This is a genomic window from Rhodoplanes sp. Z2-YC6860 (assembly GCF_001579845.1).
GTDB lineage: Bacteria > Pseudomonadota > Alphaproteobacteria > Rhizobiales > Xanthobacteraceae > Z2-YC6860.
On the sequence record NZ_CP007440.1, the window covers coordinates 6,624,730 to 6,642,413 of the forward strand.

The window sequence follows — 17,684 nt, forward strand, 5'->3', positions numbered from 1 at the left end:
CGCGCGCTGCCGGCGGATTGCCGGACAAGGTAAGCCGATCGTGGGATTTGGCTGCAAATTCAAGCTCGCACATAGGTCACGCAGGTGGCAGGTGCCTCGTCCCGCGGCCCGGCTGGAAGCTCGCTTTTCGCCGCAGCGCGCCACTGTGACGCATCGATGGGCGGAAAGAACGTGTCGCCCTCCGGGCGGGCGTGCACGTGGGTGATCTCCAGCCGTTCGGCAAGGGGCATCAGCCGCGTGAAAATGTCCGCGCCGCCCACCACGGCGATTTCGTTAACGCCGCGCCGGAGCGCGTCCCCGCGGGCCGCCGCCATCGCGAAGTCGAGATCAGCCGCCTCGATGATGCCGGCAGCCGCAAAGCCCGGATCGCGGCTGACCACGATGTTGGTACGGCCCGGCAACGGCTTGCCGATCGACACGAAGGTCTTGCGGCCCATCAGCAGCGGGCGCCCCATGGTGAGCGCCTTGAAGCGCTTGAGGTCCGAGCTTTGCCGGAACGGCAACGCGTTGTCGCGGCCGATCACGCCGTTGTCGGCGACGGCTGCGACCAGGACGATGGCGATCGCGGGCGGCGGAGCCGCACTCACACCGCCACCTCGGCCTTGATGTGCGGATGCGGCTCGTAGCCCTCGAGGGTGAAGTCCTCGTAGCGGAAGCCGAAGATGTCCTTGATGGCTGGATTGAGCCGCATCAAAGGGAGCGCGCGCGGTGCGCGCGACAGCTGCAGGCGGGCCTGCTCGATGTGATTGAGATAGAGATGCGCATCGCCGAACGTGTGAACGAAATCGCCCGGCTGCAATCCGGTGACCTGCGCCATCATCATGGTGAGCAGCGCGTAGGACGCGATGTTGAACGGCACGCCGAGGAAGATATCGGCGGAGCGCTGATAGAGCTGGCACGACAGCCGGCCCTTCGCGACATAGAACTGGAACAGGCAATGGCAGGGCGGCAGCGCCATCTTGTCGACATCCGCGGGATTCCACGCGGTGACGATCAGGCGCCGCGAATCCGGACTGCGCCGGATCATGTCGACGACATTGCTGATCTGATCGATCGTGCGACCGTCCTGCGCCGGCCATGAGCGCCACTGATGACCGTAGACTGGGCCGAGGTCGCCGCGCTCGTCGGCCCACTCGTCCCAGATGCGGACGCCGTTGTCGTTCAGATATTTGATGTTGGTGTCGCCGGCCAGAAACCACAGCAGCTCGTGAACGATCGACTTCACGTGCAGCTTCTTGGTGGTGACGAGCGGAAAGCCCTGGCTGAGATCGAAGCGCATCTGATGGCCGAACACCGAGACGGTGCCGGTGCCGGTGCGGTCGCGCTTCTCGACCCCATCGGCCAGGGTGTGTTCCATCAGCTCGAGGTATTGCCGCATCGATCCGCCTTGAGTTCCGCGTAGGGGCGACTCAGCGCCGTCTGGCGACAGGGTAACGCCGGAGCCCGGCCCGGCGAAGCCGTCCTCCGCGCCTGCCATGCCTTCTATATAGGCGCGCGACAACGAAAGGGCGGCCGAAGCCGCCCTTAAACACTGCTTTGACGGTGCTTGTGCCCGGTCTCAACAGGTCAGTTGATGGCGCCCGCCGCCTTGATGACCGGGGTCCATTTGGCGATCTCGGTCGTCACCAGCGTGTTGAGAGCCACGCTGCCGCGCCGCTCCTTGCCCGGGATGTCGCTGCCGAGTTCCAGAAGCCGCTTTCGGGTGACGTCATCATCGAGCGCCTTGTCGAGCGCCGCCGAGAGGCTCGCGACGATCTCCTTCGGCGTGTCCTTGGGCGCGAACAGCGCGTTCCAGGCCGACGCCTGATATTCGGGCAGCCCGGCCTCCCTGGTGCTCGGCACGTTCGGCAGCGACGGATCGCGCTTGTCGGTGGCGATCGCGTAGGCCTTGATGGTGCCGCCCTGAACCTGCGGCACCGCATTGACGATCTGGTCGCACATGTAGTCGACCTGTCCGCCCACCAGCGCGTTCATCGAAGGCCCCGTGCCCTGGTACGGGATCGAGGTCGGCTTCACCTTGAGGATGTGGTTGAGCAGGAGGCAGGTGGTGAAGGACACAGAGCCCACGCCGGCATGCGCCATGTTGAGCTTGGCGTCGTTGGCCTTCACGTGTGCGACAAACTCCTTGAGGTCCTTCGCCGGGAAGTCCTTTTTGGCGAGGATCAGGATCGGCGTGCCGGCCGCAAGACCGACCGGCTCGAAGTCCGCGACCGGGTCATAGGCGAGGTTCGGATACAGCGCCGGCGCCGCCGCATGCGTGCCGAGATGGCCCATGGCGATGGTGTAGCCGTCGTTCTTGGCGCGCTTGGCGCGGGTGATGCCGGTGGTGCCGCCGGCACCGACCACGTTCTCGATGACGAAGGATTGGCCGAGCGACTTCGCCATATGGTCGGTGACGATGCGGGCGATCACGTCGGTCGGACCGCCGGCCGCAAACGGCACGATCACGGTCACCGGACGGTTTGGATAGCTCTGCGCAGCGGCAGGCAGGCTTGCCGCCGCGAGCGCGACGGCGCCGGCCAGAAGGCCGGCGGAGAAACGAAACGAATTCATGGACGCCCCTCGAAGCGGTATCGACGATGCTTGACCGGCATCTATTCACCGCACCCAGAAAGAGAAAACCCCCGAGGTCGCCCTCGGGGGTGGTCTTTTCGTCGCACGCCCTTAGTAGGGTTGTGCCGTGACGGATTACTCGGTGAAGACCTCGTCGCGCTTGCCGCGGATCGCCGGCAGCACCGCCAGGATCAGCATGAAAGCCGAGATCGCGAGCAGCGTGGCCGAGATCGGCCGCGTCAGGAACACCGTCGCGTCACCGCGGGCGATCAGCATGGCGCGCCGGAGGTTCTCCTCCATCAGCGGGCCGAGCACGAAGCCCAGGATCATCGGCGCCGGCTCGAAGTCATGCTTCACCAGCCAGTAGCCGACGACACCGAAGATCGCGGTCATCGTCACGTCGAACGGCGCATTGTTGAGCGAGTACACGCCGATACAGCAGAAGATGACGATCATCGGGAACAGGTGGCGATACGGCACGCGCAGCAGGCGCACCCACACGCCGACCAGCGGCAGGTTGATGACGACCAGCATCAGGTTGCCGAGCCACATCGAGGAGATCATGCCCCAGAACAGCTCTGGCTGCTTGGTCATGACCTGCGGGCCCGGGACGATGCCGTGGATCGTCATGGCGCCGACCATCAGCGCCATCACGGGGTTCGGCGGGATGCCGAGCGTGAGCAGCGGGATGAACGACGTCTGGGCGGCGGCGTTGTTGGCGCTTTCCGGCGCCGCCACGCCTTCGATCGCACCGCGACCGAACCGCTCAGGGTTCTTGGAGACCTTCTTCTCCAGGGTGTAGGCGGCAAACGACGCGATGATCGCGCCGCCGCCCGGCAGAATGCCCAGCAGCGAACCGATGACCGTGCCGCGACCGATGGCGCCCGCAGCCGCCTTGAGGTCCGGCAGCGTCGGCATCAGGCCCGTCACCTTGCTCTGAATGATATCGCGGCTGCCCGGGTTCTCCAGGTTGCGCAGGATCTCACCAAAGCCGAACATGCCCATGCCGACCACGACGAAGCCGATGCCGTCGGACAGTTCCGGGATGCCCCATGTCATACGCTCGGCGCCGGTCTCGAGGTCCGAGCCGATCATCGACAACAGCAGGCCCATCAGGATCATGGCCAGGGCCTTCAGCACCGAGCCCTTGGCGAGCACGACGGCGAAGATCAGGCCGAGAACCATCAGCGAGAAGTATTCGGCGGGACCGAACAGCAGCGCGATGCTGGTCAACGGTGCGCCGAGCGCAGCCACCAGAACCGTCGCGACGCAACCGGCGAAGAACGAGCCGATCGCAGCGATGGCGAGCGCCGGTCCGGCACGGCCGGCCTTGGCCATCTCGTGGCCGTCGAGACAGGTCACGACCGATGATGACTCACCGGGAATGTTGACCAGGATCGAGGTGGTCGAGCCACCGTACTGCGCGCCGTAATAGATGCCGGCGAGCATGATGAGCGCGCCGACCGGCGGCAGGCCAAAAGTGATCGGCAGAAGCATCGCAATGGTGGCGAGCGAGCCGATGCCGGGAAGCACGCCGATGAGGGTGCCGACGAGCGCGCCGATCAAACACAGGAAGATGTTGGTCGGCGTCGCGGCTACGGTCATACCGAGCCAGAGATTGCCAATAAGGTCATGCATTGTGGCTGTCTCCGATCACCAGAACCGAGGCCAAAGCTGGAACGGGAGGTTCAAGCCGTAAGGGAACAGCACCGCGCAGAACGCAGTGACGACCACCGCGACCGCAATCGATTCACGCCACTTCACATCTTCCGCGGCTGCGGCGCAGACGATCATGGTGGCGAAGCTTGCAACCACGAGCCCCAGCGGCCGGATGGTCGCCGCGAATGTGAGGATCGAACCGATGATGAAGATCACACCGCGGAAGGCGTACTTCGATACATCGGGTCCAGACGTCAGCAAGCCACCGGCCACCACGAAAGCCGAAAGCAAAGCGAGAGCGAAAGCGAACAGCCGCGGCGCAGTGCCGGGACCGAACGCAAAGCCCCGCATGCCGGGCAGTTCATTGGAGGCGACGAACGCCACGAGCGCCAAGAAGACCAGCGCCATTCCGCCATAGACGTCCTGAGGATTCTGAACCTTCAGCAGCCCGGCGGAGATCGCGATGCCGACTGCAATGAAGACGATGATGCCCGCGCGCACTGCCAGCGGAACCGGACTATGCAGCAAGAACGAAGAGCCCAGGAGGCCCAATCCAGCGACCGTCAGGATAGCTCCGCCGATCAAATTGTAACGGCGTCGAGCTTCCTCCACACGTAACCCACTTCCTGATGACGCTGCATCAGACATTCACCCCACTCCCCTCAACTACTGAGTTTCTGCATTTCCCCCGAAGTACCAGACAGGTTTCCGGAAGAAAAAGCAACCTCAAGATATTGCGCTCAAGAAACGCCTCATCCGACCCAGCCCGTCAAGCCAGCCAAGCCAGCTATCCCGATAAGCCAGAGCGGATTCAGACGCGTCCAATACGCGACGGCGGCTGTTATGACCGTTATCGCCGCGGCAATCCAGCTGTGAACTGACGCTCGTGTCAAGACAATCGCGCTGGCGCCCACAAGACCGACCGAAATAGGCACGAGTCCGGCCTGAACAACGATGCGCCAAGGCCTGTCTTTGAAGCGATCCCAGGCATTGCTCAGAAAGTGAGCGAGCATCGGGGTCGGTCCGCACATGGCAACTGTTGCAACCAGTGATCCGGCGACACCTGCAACATGATAGCCGATCAGTGCAACCAGCATCACGTTCGGGCCCGGCGCCGCTTGTGCGATAGCGAACAAGTCGGCGAACTCGCGTTCGCTCATCCACATCCGCTGTTCGACGGCCAGACGGTGCATTTCCGGCACGACCGCATTAGCGCCGCCGACAGCCAGCAACGCCATGATGGCGAATTGGATGCCGAGGGTGACCAGTACGCCGCCATCCGCCTTCATCGCCGCCCCCACATCCAGGTCAAACCGATGCCGACTGGCGTCATGACCAACATCACCCACGGCAGGGGCCAGCGCATGATGCCAATGGCAAAGGCGATTGCGGCAAACACCAAGGGCGCAGGCCCCAGGGTTCGGAACAGCGGAAGCGCCATCTTCGCGAGCGTCGCGAGCAGCATGCCGGCGGCGGCGGGCGCAATGCCGACCAGGAAACGGCGCACCGCCTCCACGTCACTGTATTGCTCGTAGGCGATACCGGCGGCCAGCATCACGCAGAATGGCACCAGCAGGAAACCCGCCCAACATGCGAGCGCACCGGAGAACCCGTGAATCCGGGAACCGAACACCGCGCTCATGTTGACGATATTCGGACCGGGCAGGAACTGGCACAGCGCATAGAGCTCGTTGAACTCGGCTGCAGTCAGCCAGCGCTTTTCCTCGACAAACATCCGCCGGGTCCACGGCAAAGCGCCACCGAAGCCGGATAGCGTGATCTGGACGAAGGCGAGGAACAGTTCCGTGCGGGTGGGAATGGGCGCCGCTGGCGCCACTTTGGCAGTCTCGGACATGACCGCCGCATCTAGCCCCAGCGTCGTGCGCCGACCAATCGGTTTCTGGCGCTACCCTCCGCTCTTTTTTCCTCAACCTTCTGGGCTTATATTCAGTGCGCCGGCGCAAGCCGGATATGGCGATAAACGGCCGTTGCAATAAACCTTTCGGACCCGGGGGCAGTACCCGGCGGCTCCACCCAAACCCGGCGGGAACGGGTTTCGGCGGGGCCGAACTAGGATCGACGAGGGTGTAAAGAGCGCGCTTTTGCCCGTTATGGTTCCGTCGTTATCGGGCCATTCCATAGTTGCCAACGACAACTATGCTCCGGTTGCTCAAGCCGCGTAATGCGGTTTGAAACACCGAACTTAAAGTCCTAACGGGTTAAGCTCCGTTAGGCGGGGTCCGGAGGCACCTGGCAACAGAAGCCTCCACTTTCTTTTCCTTTTGCCCCTTCTGGACCCCATTCTGCCCACAGGTCCGCCTCTCCCCAACCCGCGACTCTGCCTATATTGATGGGTGTCGTCTGACGGCCGGGGGCAGAACGTTCGCTCCCGCGTTGCACCGGAGAGATTGTTCGCCTCATGTCTGTCGATCACATTCGCTACGACATCCTCGTTCAAGACGCGCTTCGTGGCATGGTCCGCAATGTGCTGACCGATGCTGCCAAGAACGGCCTGGTCGGCGACCACCATTTCTTCATCACCTTCGACACCACCGCCGAAGGCGTGCAGCTGTCGGATCGCCTGCGCCAGCAGTATCCCGAGGAAATGCGCGTCGTGCTTCAGCACCAGTTCTGGGGCATGAAGGTCACAGACGATGCATTCGAGGTCGGGCTGTCGTTCAGCGGCATTGCCGAAAAGCTGGTCGTTCCGTTCGAAGCGATCAAAATCTTCGATGACCCTTCTGTGCAGTTCAAACTGCAATTCGAGACGCTCGCGGAAACCGAGGAAGACGACGCAGCGCCGGGCGAATCGCTCAGGACGGTGACGCCGCAATCGACCGGCGCGCCGGAGCCGCCCCGCAACGACGCCTCGGGTTCGACGCCCGACGCGTCCGCCGAGAGTGGCTCGGACGCACCGTCCGAACATTCGGGTGCCGAAGTGGTCCGGCTCGACCGCTTCCGCAAGAAATAGCGGCCATGGACAATGGCCAAGCTGCGGACCACGGTGCGTCAGCAGGCTCGGACGCGGCAGAATCGGACCCGGACCGAGAGCGATACCTTCGGACCGATCGAAGTCGCGGCTGACCGCTACTGGGGCGCGCAGACTCAGCGCTCGCTCGAGAATTTCAAGATCGGCACCGAGCATATGCCGCGGCCGCTGATCCGCGCGCTCGCCGTCATCAAGCGTGCCGCGGCCGAGGTGAACCGCTCGCTCAAGCTTCTGGAACCGCGGCTCGCCGACGCCATCGTCGCCGCCGCACAGGAGGTGATCGACGGCAAGTTCGACGATCACTTCCCTCTCGTCATCTGGCAGACCGGCTCCGGCACCCAGACCAACATGAATGTCAACGAGGTGATCGCCAACCGAGCCAATGAAATGCTCGGCGGCAAGCTCGGCGCGAAGTCGCCGGTGCATCCCAACGATCACGTCAACATGAGTCAGTCGTCGAACGACTCGTTCCCGACCGCGATGCACATTGCTGCGGCGGAAGAGATCGCGCGCACGCTCGATCCGGCGCTGGCGCATCTGCAGGACGCGCTGCAGCGCAAGAGCAAGGAGTTCGCGCGTATCGTCAAGATCGGCCGTACTCATACGCAGGACGCAACGCCTTTGACGCTGGGCCAGGAGTTCTCCGGCTACGCGTCGCAAGTCCACAGCGGCATCATCCGCAACCGGCTGGCGCTGAAACAACTCTATCCATTGGCGCAGGGCGGCACCGCGGTCGGCACCGGTCTCAATGCGCATCCCCGATTTGCCAAGCTGTTCGCGCAGAAGGTCGCAGCCATCACCAGGCTACCGTTCGTCACGTCACGCAACAAGTTCGAGGCGCTGGCCTCGCACGGCGCTTATGCCTTCGCGCACGGATCGCTGAGTGCACTCGCCACCGACCTTTTCAAGATCGCCAACGACATCCGCCTGCTCGGCTCGGGCCCGCGCTCGGGCATCGGCGAATTGATCCTGCCGGAGAACGAGCCGGGCTCCTCGATCATGCCCGGCAAGGTGAATCCGACTCAGGCCGAGGCGCTCACCATGGTGTGCTGCCAGGTGTTCGGCAATCAGACCACGATCACGGCGGGGGCAAGCCAGGGCCACTTCGAGTTGAATGTCTACAAGCCGGTGCTTGCGCACTGCATGCTGCAATCCATCCTCCTTTTGGCGGATGCCGCGCGATCGTTCACGGACAACTGCGTCATCGGCATCAGAGCCAACGAGGCGCGCATTCGCGAATTGATGGAGCGCTCGCTGATGCTCGTCACCGCGCTGGCACCGAAGATCGGTTACGAGAATGCAGCCAAGATCGCCAAGACGGCGCATGCCAACGGCACGACGCTGCGCGAGGAGGCGGTGCGACTGGGCTTTGTCACTGACGCAGAATTCGACAGTCTGGTCCGACCCGAGCGCATGACTCATTCCGGCTGACCGGCTTCATGAGCCGTGCCGTCGCTTCCGATTCGGAAACGACGTGCCGCGCCCGCTTGTTTACGGCTGATCTTCGGTTTCTTGCGCGAGGCGCCTCTTCCAACAATGAAATTTCAAATTGTGGCAAAGGCCGAAGGTGCGCTTTACCGCGCACCAGCGATGTTTGCAGCGGCTGGCACAAATCGCTTCGGAAAAAAAGAAAACAACGCTCATGATGGTTCCGGAGTGTGTGATTTCGCACATTGTTCCGGCCCGGGCGGTAATCCTTGCCACCTTATCGGCGCAATTGATCTGGATTCTGCACTGCAGCGGGGATCTCCAAAGGACACTACGTGCGGAACGCAACCGTTGAGCTTTGGCATGGCTGAAATCGTCAATCTGCGGCTGGCACGCAAGCGCGCCAACCGCGGCAAAGCCGAACAGCATGCCGCCGAGCAGCGCGTTGCACACGGCGCATCCAAGTCGGAGCGCAGCCAAGCGGCGGCGGACCGTGACTCGGCCCGTCACACACTTGATCAGCATCGCATTGAACAAGGAGACCATCGATGAAGTCGCCAGTAATCAAGCGCTCCATCGTGATCGCAGGCCACAAGACGAGCGTCAGTCTGGAGGACGCCTTCTGGCAGGGCCTGAAGGAAATTGCCGACGAACGCAGCATGACATTGTCCGATCTGGTGTCGTCGATCGACACCGATCGTCGGCATGGAAATTTGTCATCCGCTATTCGGCTGTTTGTACTCGATCACTATCGCAATGGCGGCGCAGGGGCCGAAGAGCCGGCCGTTGCCCACGAACCGCTGATCGCGATTCAAACGCCGGCGTCAGTTCTGCGCGCCGAGTGACCGCGGCGGCGCCGCGTTGCCATCGGCACGCGGCGCAACCGGCGGCTTGGCAGCCGGGATTTCGATCGGGGGCGGCAAAGCAGGAGCCTGTGCACCAGACGGATTGCCCGACGTGTTGGGCGTGATCCCCGGTGCGTTCTGAGCAGGCACCGAAGCCGGACGGTCCTGAATCGCCGCTCCTGGTGGACTTCCCTGCATCGCCGCGTCACGCGCGGCGCGCTCCATCGCATCGAGTTGCCGCGACTGCTGTTCGACGGCGCGCAGCGTGAGCCAGCTGGTCAGCAGGCTGACGTCGATCGTGCGCTGGGGTGACGGCAGTGCGCCCTTCAAAGCAATCAGCACCGCCGGGCGTTGCGCGCCCGGCGAGGCAGCGGCGCCGTTGAGCGTCAGCCGCGCATCGACCGCAGCATCGGCGAAGTCGTAGCTGGCGCTGGCCTGAACATCGGCGCCGGTGGCCTGGATGTTGATGTCGCTCAGCCGGGCCTGGCCGGCACTGATGTTGACCGACGCAGACGCGCGCGCGACCTGCAGCGGCGCGCTGTCGAGCAGCCCGGTGACGAACTCGCGGGTGCGATTGCCCTGAAGCGGAACGCCGAGCTCGATCGCGCGCGTGACACCGCCGAACACCCCCGGATTGAGTCCACCGAGCTGCGCCTTCTCCAGGATCAGATTGCCGAAGCCGGTCAGCGAGCCCATGAACGCCGCAGGGCTCCGGCCGGAGCCTTCGAGCTCGGTCTGCGCCATGAGCTTGCCCGAGAGCGCCGAGCCCGATGGCGCCGCGCCGGAGAGCGCCGAACCTGATGCCTTCGAAAACAACACGCCCGGATCGGCGTCGGTCAGCGCAACGCGCACGCGCGCCGAAAGACCTTCGCTGCCGTTAGTCATGGCGAGCCGGCCTTCCAGCCGGCCGTTGCCCATCTCGCCGCCGATATCTTCGAACACGATCTCGGCCGGACTGAAGCGCGCCACGCCGCGAAGCTGCTGCGCGACCGCGCCCGGCACGAGCGTCGCGCGTTGCGACTTGAATTCGATGCGGCCAGCAAGCCCGAATGCGTTCCAGACGAATGGCTCGGTCGACCAGCCTTGCGCACTCGAGTTCTTGCCCGCCGACATGCCGACAGCGGCCGCGACCACGGCCGGCGTCTCGATCGTGTCGGCCTCGACCGTGCCGTCGAGACGGGCGTCCTCGCCGGTGCGCAACGCCAGACGGCCCTGCACCTTGCTGCTGCCGACCGTGCCGGAGAACTGATCGAGCGTGATCGCGGTCGGCTGGTTGGCGGCGCGGCGGATGACGCCGATGCCGCCGACGTCGATGGGACCGGCTTCGAGCTTGCTCTCGAGCCGCAGATCGCGCCCGAGCGGTCCGCTCGCCGCGACCGTCAGGCGCGCCGGCCGCGGCTCTGCAGCGATCACGCGGTCAAGCCCGAGCATCGCCAGCAACGCGCCGGACTCGTCGCTCTCGAGCCGGCTGTCGATCCGCACATCGGTGCCGTTGAGCGCGCCGAGATCGGCCACCGAAAACGCCTCAGGCTTGCCCGATGCGACCGCCGAAACAGTGGCGCGCACGGCGCCCAATTGACCCGTCACCTCCACCTTGCCGGTGGTCGCATTCGACGCGCTCGCCAAGCTGAGTTCGGCGCGCAAGGTCGCGGTCTTCTGCCGCAACGCCAACCGCCGCAGCGGCTCGGCGAACACCGGCGCATATTTGTCCGCTAGCGCGATCAGGCCGTTGAGTTCGCGCGCATCGAGATAGACCGTGATGCTGCCGCCCGGCGAAGCCTGCGTCTGCAGCCGGCCGGTGGCAACCACGCTCATATCGCCGAAGTCGCCGACAGAGACGCGATCGATCGCAAGGCCGCCGCCGTCCAGCGTAAACCGTGCCGAGAGATTCTTGGCATCGACACCGGCAAACCTGGCGCGCTCGGCTTCGACCGCGAACTTGGCCTGACCCGGACGCTCCAATCCCAGTCCGGACAGCGCCGTGCCGCCGACACCCAGCAGCGCGTCGAGATCGAGCTCGGTGATGCGCAGATCGGCGTCGAGGCGGGCCGGCTTGTCATCCACCGGCCACGTGTAGGAGACGTCGCCTTGGACAGTGCCGCGGTCGACCTGGGTCTGCAGCCGCTCGATGGCGATGCGGCTCGGGTTCAGCGTGACATCACCGATAGCGTGCCAAGGCTTGATCGATGCCTGCGTGGCGGCGCTGCCGGTGAGCCAGGTCAGCAGATTGCGGGGATCCTGCGAGTCGATCGCCGCGCCACCGACGAAGCCCAGGCCCTTGCCCAGCGCGAACAGGCGGCCGTCGACCTTGATGTGGGTGAAGCCCGGCGCGCGGAATTCAAGCTTGTCGACCGTCCAGATGTTGCCGTCGGAGCGCAGCTCGGTGCCGACGCTCTGCACGGTGCCGCCGCCGACCGTCATGGCGTCGACCTTGACGGCAAGCTGCACCGGCCAGGACGGCCGCAGCGCACCGCCGAGCATCTCGCCGAAGGCCCGCGCCGCCGCAAGCGGCAGCTGTCTTGAGCCACCGGTCTTCGATGCATCGGCTCTTGACGCATCGGTCCTTGCGAGCAGCCGGTCGAGATCGACTTGGCGGGCCGCGAGCGTGCCCTTCATCTGCGGATACTGGCCGAACGTGAAGTCCGCCGCGCCCGCGAGCGTCACGGCGCGCTCGTCCGGCCCGTATTGAAAGGACACCTCTTCGAGTTTGGCCGACGCGGTCGAGGCCTTCACCTTGCTGGAAAGCCGCCAGGGCTCGTTCGCCAGCGCCTTGCCGTCGGCCATGACCGCGGCGGCAGGCCGCAACAGCGTCAACGTGCCGTCGAAGCGCGGCGAGCCGCCGTCGAAAGCCAGCGTGCCGTCGGCGTCGACATTCAGCGGCCGCTCGTCGGTCTTCAGGCTGACGTGCACCCGCGTGCCCTCGGGGGCGCTTTTTCCGGCCGAGAGCTCATAGCCATAGAGCGAGCCGTTGGAGACGAAGTCGCCGCTGCCGCGGAACGGACCGGTCAGCGAACGCACCTCGCCGGAGAACCGCACCTGATCGAGCGTCAGCCGCGTGCCGCTGATCGCATCGATCAGACCGATCTTGCCGTTCTCGACGGTCAGGCGGTCGATCGACAGCGTCTCGGTCGAGAGCGCGAGCGGCGGCCAGTCGATCTGGCCTTGCGCATCGAGACCGACGCTGAACTGCGGCGCGACGAGATTCATGTCGGTGGCGCGCAGCTCGCCGCGCATCAGGGGGCCGAGCGCCAGCTCGATCCGCAGCGATCCCGCCTGCATTCGGCTCGTTTCGCCCGCCGGCCCGATGGTGATGCCGCTGAGCGTCACGGCCGGAAACGGCAAGAGCTTGGCGTCGACGTCGCCGCTGACCCTGACCTTCAGCCCGACCAGCCGGCTCGCCTCGGCCTCGAAGAAGGCGCGGTGGTCGTTCCAATTGATGACATGCGGGCCGATCAGCGCGGCAAGCAGCGCCAGGATCAAGGCGATCGCAATGCTCAACAGCGTCGTCTGCACGAATGCTCCCGCGCCATTCCGCGCGCCGCCTCCGGAGGCCGGCCCGGTCAGCCTGCCACCAGCCTCACCCAAGTAGGAAATGTGGCAGTCGGGCGGGACCCCTCCCCCAGCCGATCTGCACAGATTTCCCTGGCTTTGTTTGGCGGCGAATCTGTGTCGCCGCGATGACTTTAGCTCAACGCGACGATCTTGCCGGGATTCATGATGTCCTGCGGGTCCAGCGCCCGCTTGATCGACCGCATCGCCTCCAGCGCCGGCGCGCCGTGCTCGTGGAGCAGGTACTTCATCTTGCCCTGGCCGACGCCATGCTCGCCGGTGCAGGTGCCGTCCATCGCCAGCGCCCGCTCGACCAGACGCTCGCCGAAGGCCTCGGCATTGGCGACCTCAGCGGGGCTGCTGCGGTCCACCAGGATGGTCAGGTGGAAATTGCCGTCGCCGATATGCCCCACGATGGGTGCGATCAGCTTGCTCGCCTCGATATCGCGCTGGGTCTCCGTGACGCAGTCGGCGAGCCGCGACAGCGGGACGCAGACGTCGGTCGCGATCAGGCTCGCCCCCGGCCGCAGCGTGACGGTCGCAAACGCGGCGTTGTGGCGGGCCTCCCAGAGCCTGGTCCGTTCCTCCGGCCGGGTGGTCCATTCGAACGGCCCGCCGCCGAGTTCCTGAGCGATCTCGCCGAAGCGCTCGGACTGCTCGGCGACACCCGCTTCCGTGCCGTGAAACTCCAGGAACAGCATCGGGGTCTCGCGCAGGCTGAGCTTGGAGTAGAGATTCACCGCCCGCACCTGCATGGGGTCCAGCAATTCAATGCGTGCAATGGGAATGCCCGACTGAATGGTCAGGATCGCGGCGTTGCAGCAGGCCTCGACCGACGGAAACGGACAGATGCCCCCGGAAATAGCTTCGGGAATGCCGGCAAGTTTCAACGTCAGCTCCGTGATCACGCCGAGCGTGCCCTCGGAGCCGACGAACAGCCGGGTCAGGTCGTAGCCGGCCGACGACTTCTTGGCACGCCGCGCCGTGGTCATCAGTTCGCCGCTCGCGGTCACGACTTTGAGCGACAGCACGTTGTCCTTCATGGTGCCGTAACGCACCGCGTTGGTGCCGGAGCAGCGCGTCGCCGCCATGCCGCCAAGCGAGGCGTCGGCGCCGGGATCGATCGGAAAGAACACGCCCTGGTCGCGCAGATATTCGTTGAGCGCCTTGCGCGTGATGCCGGGCTCAATCACGCAGTCGAGGTCCTCGGCGTGCACCGCCAGCACCTTGTTCATGTCGCGCACGTCGATCGACACGCCGCCCAGCGGCGCATTGACGTGACCTTCGAGCGAGGTGCCGGTGCCGAACGGGATCACAGGCACGCGGTGCTCGGCGCAGATCCGCACGATGTCCTGAATTTCCTCCGCCGATTGCGGAAACACCACCGCGTCGGGCGGCTGGTTCTTGATCCAGGTGACGGTGTTGCCGTGCTGCTCGCGCACCGCCATCGAGGTGACGACGCGGTTGCCGAATTTCGCGGTCAGCGCACGGATGGCCGCATCGATGGATTTCGGATCGCGCCGCACGGGCGCTGAGGATTCTACCGGCATGACGCCACGGTAGCAGAATGCAGACGGCGGCGGCAAAGCGCCGCCGCCGCGGGATTTTCCGAAAGAAGACCGTCAGGCTGCCTCGTGACCGGTCGTGGCTGCGGTTTTGGCCGCGGTCATGCCGGCTTGCGCCCCCGGGAGCGTCTTCCGCCAGGGAATCAGCATCGACACGCGTGTCCTGTAGCTGCGGTACTCTTCGCCGAACATCTCGATCAGGTCCCGCTCTTCAAGCGCGATACCGATGAAGATGTAGGCCGTGGTCACGGCGGCAAACAGCAGGTGGCCCGCCGTCATCGTGGGTGCGACCCAGAACGCGATGATGAACCCGAGATAGATCGGGTGCCGCACCACCTTGTAGAGCATCGGCGTCTTGAACCGCGCCGGCGGCATCGACCGGCCGGTCAGGTTGTTGGCGACCTGATGCAGCCCGAACAGCTCGAAATGATTGATCAGGAACGTGCTCAGAAACACCAGGACCCAGCCGATCATCGACACGCCGGTGATCGCGAGCGCGAGCCGCGGATCGTTGATCTGCCAGAGCACGGCCGGGATCGGCCGCCATTGCCAGAACAGCAGGATCAGCGCCAGACTCGAAAACAGCACATACGTGCTGCGCTCCACCGATCGGGGGACGTATTGCGTCCACCATTCCTTAAACTGCCTGCGCGCCATCACGCTGTGCTGCACGGCGAACAGCGCCATCAGCAGCAGGTTGACGACCAGCGCTTCGGCCAGCGGCGCCGCGTTTCCTGTGTCGATCGTTTTAGGTACGAACAGCCCGGTGACGAATCCGATGGCGTAAAGAATCGTTCCGAAGAACGCGAGATAGGCAACGAGCCCGTAAAGAAAGCCGATCAAACGTGCCAATGAACGTCCCATGATATTCTCCCGTCCGAAATGCGCGCTCACGCGCGGAATGAAATCTCGATCGATTGCGGAATCAGAAGAGCCTCGGAATCGCAAACGCATTCTGCGATGCGGTGACACGACCGGCTTTGGTGCAGGTCTGGCACGACGCGTCAGGGCTCTCCGAGGGCGGGGCCAGTGCGATCGCGACCAGCATCACGGCGATCGCAGCAGCGACCTTCATGGCAGCGCCGAGCTTGGACGCGTCTTGCATCGCTTGATGGCGCGCCGCGTGGATGTCAGCCCGATACCGGTCGAAATCAATCGATCCGTCGAAACGCCGACGGATCGGGTCGAGAGGTGTTGTCATCTTGGTCTCCATCTCCTGTTTCCAGGCCAACCGGGTGCGACCGCGGTCGCGGCCTTCGCGGCGGATCGTGCGCGACATGGCCGCACATGGCTTTGAGGGGACCTTGATTTGTTCTTGAGATTGTCTTGATTATCCGGCCTTTCCGGCGCCTCCCGATACCGGAGGCACGATTTTCTTTTGCGGACAAAGACTTGGCGAAAGTCGCCAAAACGACGTGGGATCAAGGACGCGCGGAGCCGCCGGCCGATCGTCGGCACGGAGCAGGCCAAACCGCAGGAGCGCATATTGCTTTTTAGTTTTGAGAATTGCTCGCTCGACACCGACCGGCGCGAATTGCACCGCGCGGGCGAAAGCGTCGCGGTCGAACCGCAGGTGTTCGATCTGTTGACCTATCTGGTCGAGCATCGCGATCGGGTCGTCACCAAGGACGACATGATCGCCGCGGTCTGGGGTGGACGGATCGTTTCGGAATCGACGCTGACCAGCCGCATCAATGCGGCGCGCAAGGCGGTCGGCGACAACGGCGACCAGCAGCGGCTGATCCGCACCATCGCCCGCAAAGGCTTCCGGTTCGTCGGTGACGTGCATGTCGATGCCAAGCCCGCGACCAAGCCCACGGCGGGCGCCGCTGACAGCGAGTCGCGCCGCGCCGCCCTGCCCGCGCTCGATCGACCCGCCATCGCGGTGCTGCCTTTCAGCAACATGAGCGGCGAGCCGGAGCAGGAATATTTCTCCGACGGCATCAGCGAGGACATCATCACGGCGTTGTCGAAGCTCCGCTGGTTCCTGGTGATCGCGCGCAACTCGTCGTTCATCTACAAGGGCAAGGCCGTGCATATGAAGCAGGTCGCCGACGAGCTCGGCGTGCGCTACGTGCTCGAAGGCAGCGTCCGCAAGGATGGCGACCGGGTGCGCATCACGGCCCAGCTCAACGACGTGATGACCGGCAGCCACATCTGGGCCGAGCGTTACGACCGCGAGCTCGCCGGCGTGTTCGCCGTGCAGGACGAGATCACCGAGGCGATCGTCGCGGCGATCGAGCCGCAGCTCTACGCGGCGGAAAATTTCCGCGCCCAGCGCAAGCCGCCCGACAGCATGGACGCTTGGGACCTGGTAATGCGCGCGCTGTCGCATTATTGGCGCATCACGCGGCAGGACAGCGTCGTAGCCGAGGCGCTGCTTGAAAAGGCCATCGCCATCGATCCGCACTACGGCCAGGCGCTTGGTGTGCTGGCCACGAGCTACATGTTCTCGGCGCATATGGGCTGGGTCGAGATGGCGAAGGCCATCGAGGTCGCGAAGCGCTCCGCTCATGCGGCGTTGCAGGCGGACAGCGAGGACCCCTGGGCGCACAACGCGCTCGCCCACGTCTATCTCTTCACCAGCCGCTACGACGACTCGATCGCCGAATTCGAGCTGGCGCTGCGGCTCAATCCGAATTTCGCGATGGCGCAGGCCTATTACGGCCTGTCGCTGTCCTACAGCGGCCGCTGGCAGGAGGCCGACGAAGCAGCGCGCCGCGCGCTGCGCCTGAGCCCGCGCGATCCGTTCTCGGCGGTCTACATGGGGATCGCGTCTTACGCGCAGTTCCTCGGCCGAAACTACGTGGAGGCGATGCGGCTGGCCCGCGAAGCCATTCGCCTGCGGAGCGATTTTGTCGGCGCGCACCGTGTGCTGACCGCGGCGGCCGGCATGGCCGGACAACGCGACGTCGCCGGCGACGCGCTCAAGGACCTGCGGCGCACCCAGCCCAACATTTCGCTCGCCTGGATCGCCAGCAATATGCCGATCCGGCACGACGCCGACCGCGACCACTATCTGGAGGGCTTCCGGCGCGCCGGGCTGGAGTAGATGCCGTCAGACAATCCATTTGGCCGGGTATCACTCGCGCTTTC

At 64.8% G+C, this 17,684-nt stretch carries 16 protein-coding genes and 1 other RNA gene; 6 read left to right on the plus strand and 11 right to left on the minus strand.

The window, feature by feature from the left end:
* Nucleotides 1-59: 59 nt before the first annotated feature.
* The 7 genes from RHPLAN_RS30945 to RHPLAN_RS30975 form a co-directional block, all read right to left on the minus strand.
* On the minus strand, nucleotides 60-587 hold the full coding sequence (locus RHPLAN_RS30945) for a dihydrofolate reductase (RefSeq protein WP_068026643.1): 528 nt from the start codon (nucleotides 585-587) through the stop codon (nucleotides 60-62).
* Entirely contained in the window at nucleotides 584-1,378 is a 795-nt protein-coding gene (locus RHPLAN_RS30950) for a thymidylate synthase (protein WP_068026646.1), read from the minus strand. The genes RHPLAN_RS30945 and RHPLAN_RS30950 overlap by 4 nt, the downstream gene beginning before the upstream one ends.
* A gap of 188 nt (nucleotides 1,379-1,566) precedes the next feature.
* A complete protein-coding gene (locus RHPLAN_RS30955; RefSeq protein ID WP_068026649.1) occupies nucleotides 1,567-2,553 on the minus strand; it encodes a tripartite tricarboxylate transporter substrate binding protein BugD in 987 nt (328 codons plus the stop codon).
* Between the two features lie 135 nt (nucleotides 2,554-2,688).
* Complete coding sequence (locus tag RHPLAN_RS30960) at nucleotides 2,689-4,191, minus strand: tripartite tricarboxylate transporter permease (RefSeq protein ID WP_068026653.1); 1,503 nt, start codon at nucleotides 4,189-4,191, stop codon at nucleotides 2,689-2,691.
* Nucleotides 4,192-4,206: 15 nt separating this feature from the next.
* Complete coding sequence (locus RHPLAN_RS30965; protein ID WP_237179947.1) at nucleotides 4,207-4,740, minus strand: tripartite tricarboxylate transporter TctB family protein; 534 nt, start codon at nucleotides 4,738-4,740, stop codon at nucleotides 4,207-4,209.
* A gap of 224 nt (nucleotides 4,741-4,964) precedes the next feature.
* The gene (locus RHPLAN_RS30970; RefSeq protein WP_068032108.1) at nucleotides 4,965-5,501 is read right to left on the minus strand and encodes a chromate transporter; all 537 of its coding nucleotides are present in this window, start codon (nucleotides 5,499-5,501) and stop codon (nucleotides 4,965-4,967) included.
* The gene (locus RHPLAN_RS30975; protein WP_198164577.1) at nucleotides 5,498-6,049 is read right to left on the minus strand and encodes a chromate transporter; all 552 of its coding nucleotides are present in this window, start codon (nucleotides 6,047-6,049) and stop codon (nucleotides 5,498-5,500) included. The genes RHPLAN_RS30970 and RHPLAN_RS30975 overlap by 4 nt, the downstream gene beginning before the upstream one ends.
* A 78-nt stretch (nucleotides 6,050-6,127) precedes the next feature.
* Between RHPLAN_RS30975 and ssrA the strand changes: the two genes are divergently transcribed.
* The 5 genes from ssrA (at nucleotide 6,128) to RHPLAN_RS31000 (ending at nucleotide 9,474) form a co-directional block, all read left to right on the plus strand.
* Nucleotides 6,128-6,483: a transfer-messenger RNA gene (gene ssrA / locus RHPLAN_RS30980) on the plus strand.
* A 148-nt stretch (nucleotides 6,484-6,631) separates the two neighbouring features.
* Entirely contained in the window at nucleotides 6,632-7,183 is a 552-nt protein-coding gene (locus RHPLAN_RS30985) for an SspB family protein (RefSeq protein WP_068026662.1), read from the plus strand.
* Between the two features lie 12 nt (nucleotides 7,184-7,195).
* Nucleotides 7,196-8,632 (plus strand): class II fumarate hydratase, encoded by a 1,437-nt coding sequence (fumC, locus tag RHPLAN_RS30990; protein ID WP_068026665.1) that lies wholly within the window; start codon nucleotides 7,196-7,198, stop codon nucleotides 8,630-8,632.
* A gap of 105 nt (nucleotides 8,633-8,737) precedes the next feature.
* Nucleotides 8,738-9,181, plus strand: coding sequence for a DUF4169 family protein (locus RHPLAN_RS40670; RefSeq protein ID WP_237179948.1), 444 nt, complete (start codon nucleotides 8,738-8,740; stop codon nucleotides 9,179-9,181).
* The gene (locus RHPLAN_RS31000) at nucleotides 9,178-9,474 is read left to right on the plus strand and encodes a ribbon-helix-helix domain-containing protein (RefSeq protein WP_068026671.1); all 297 of its coding nucleotides are present in this window, start codon (nucleotides 9,178-9,180) and stop codon (nucleotides 9,472-9,474) included. The genes RHPLAN_RS40670 and RHPLAN_RS31000 overlap by 4 nt, the downstream gene beginning before the upstream one ends.
* On the opposite strand, the gene RHPLAN_RS31005 is transcribed toward RHPLAN_RS31000, so the two are convergent.
* From RHPLAN_RS31005 to RHPLAN_RS31020, 4 genes are all read right to left on the minus strand, one after another.
* On the minus strand, nucleotides 9,454-12,987 hold the full coding sequence (locus RHPLAN_RS31005; protein WP_068026674.1) for an AsmA family protein: 3,534 nt from the start codon (nucleotides 12,985-12,987) through the stop codon (nucleotides 9,454-9,456). The two genes, RHPLAN_RS31000 and RHPLAN_RS31005, sit on opposite strands and share 21 nt — an antisense overlap.
* 170 nt (nucleotides 12,988-13,157) lie before the next feature.
* Complete coding sequence (locus RHPLAN_RS31010; protein WP_068026677.1) at nucleotides 13,158-14,573, minus strand: FAD-linked oxidase C-terminal domain-containing protein; 1,416 nt, start codon at nucleotides 14,571-14,573, stop codon at nucleotides 13,158-13,160.
* A 72-nt stretch (nucleotides 14,574-14,645) separates the two neighbouring features.
* The gene (gene mddA / locus RHPLAN_RS31015) at nucleotides 14,646-15,452 is read right to left on the minus strand and encodes a methanethiol S-methyltransferase (RefSeq protein ID WP_157100613.1); all 807 of its coding nucleotides are present in this window, start codon (nucleotides 15,450-15,452) and stop codon (nucleotides 14,646-14,648) included.
* 61 nt (nucleotides 15,453-15,513) lie between these two features.
* Nucleotides 15,514-15,789 (minus strand): hypothetical protein, encoded by a 276-nt coding sequence (locus RHPLAN_RS31020; RefSeq protein WP_157100614.1) that lies wholly within the window; start codon nucleotides 15,787-15,789, stop codon nucleotides 15,514-15,516.
* Between the two features lie 285 nt (nucleotides 15,790-16,074).
* Between RHPLAN_RS31020 and RHPLAN_RS31025 the strand changes: the two genes are divergently transcribed.
* On the plus strand, nucleotides 16,075-17,640 hold the full coding sequence (locus RHPLAN_RS31025; RefSeq protein WP_068032111.1) for a winged helix-turn-helix domain-containing protein: 1,566 nt from the start codon (nucleotides 16,075-16,077) through the stop codon (nucleotides 17,638-17,640).
* Nucleotides 17,641-17,684 lie beyond the last annotated feature (44 nt).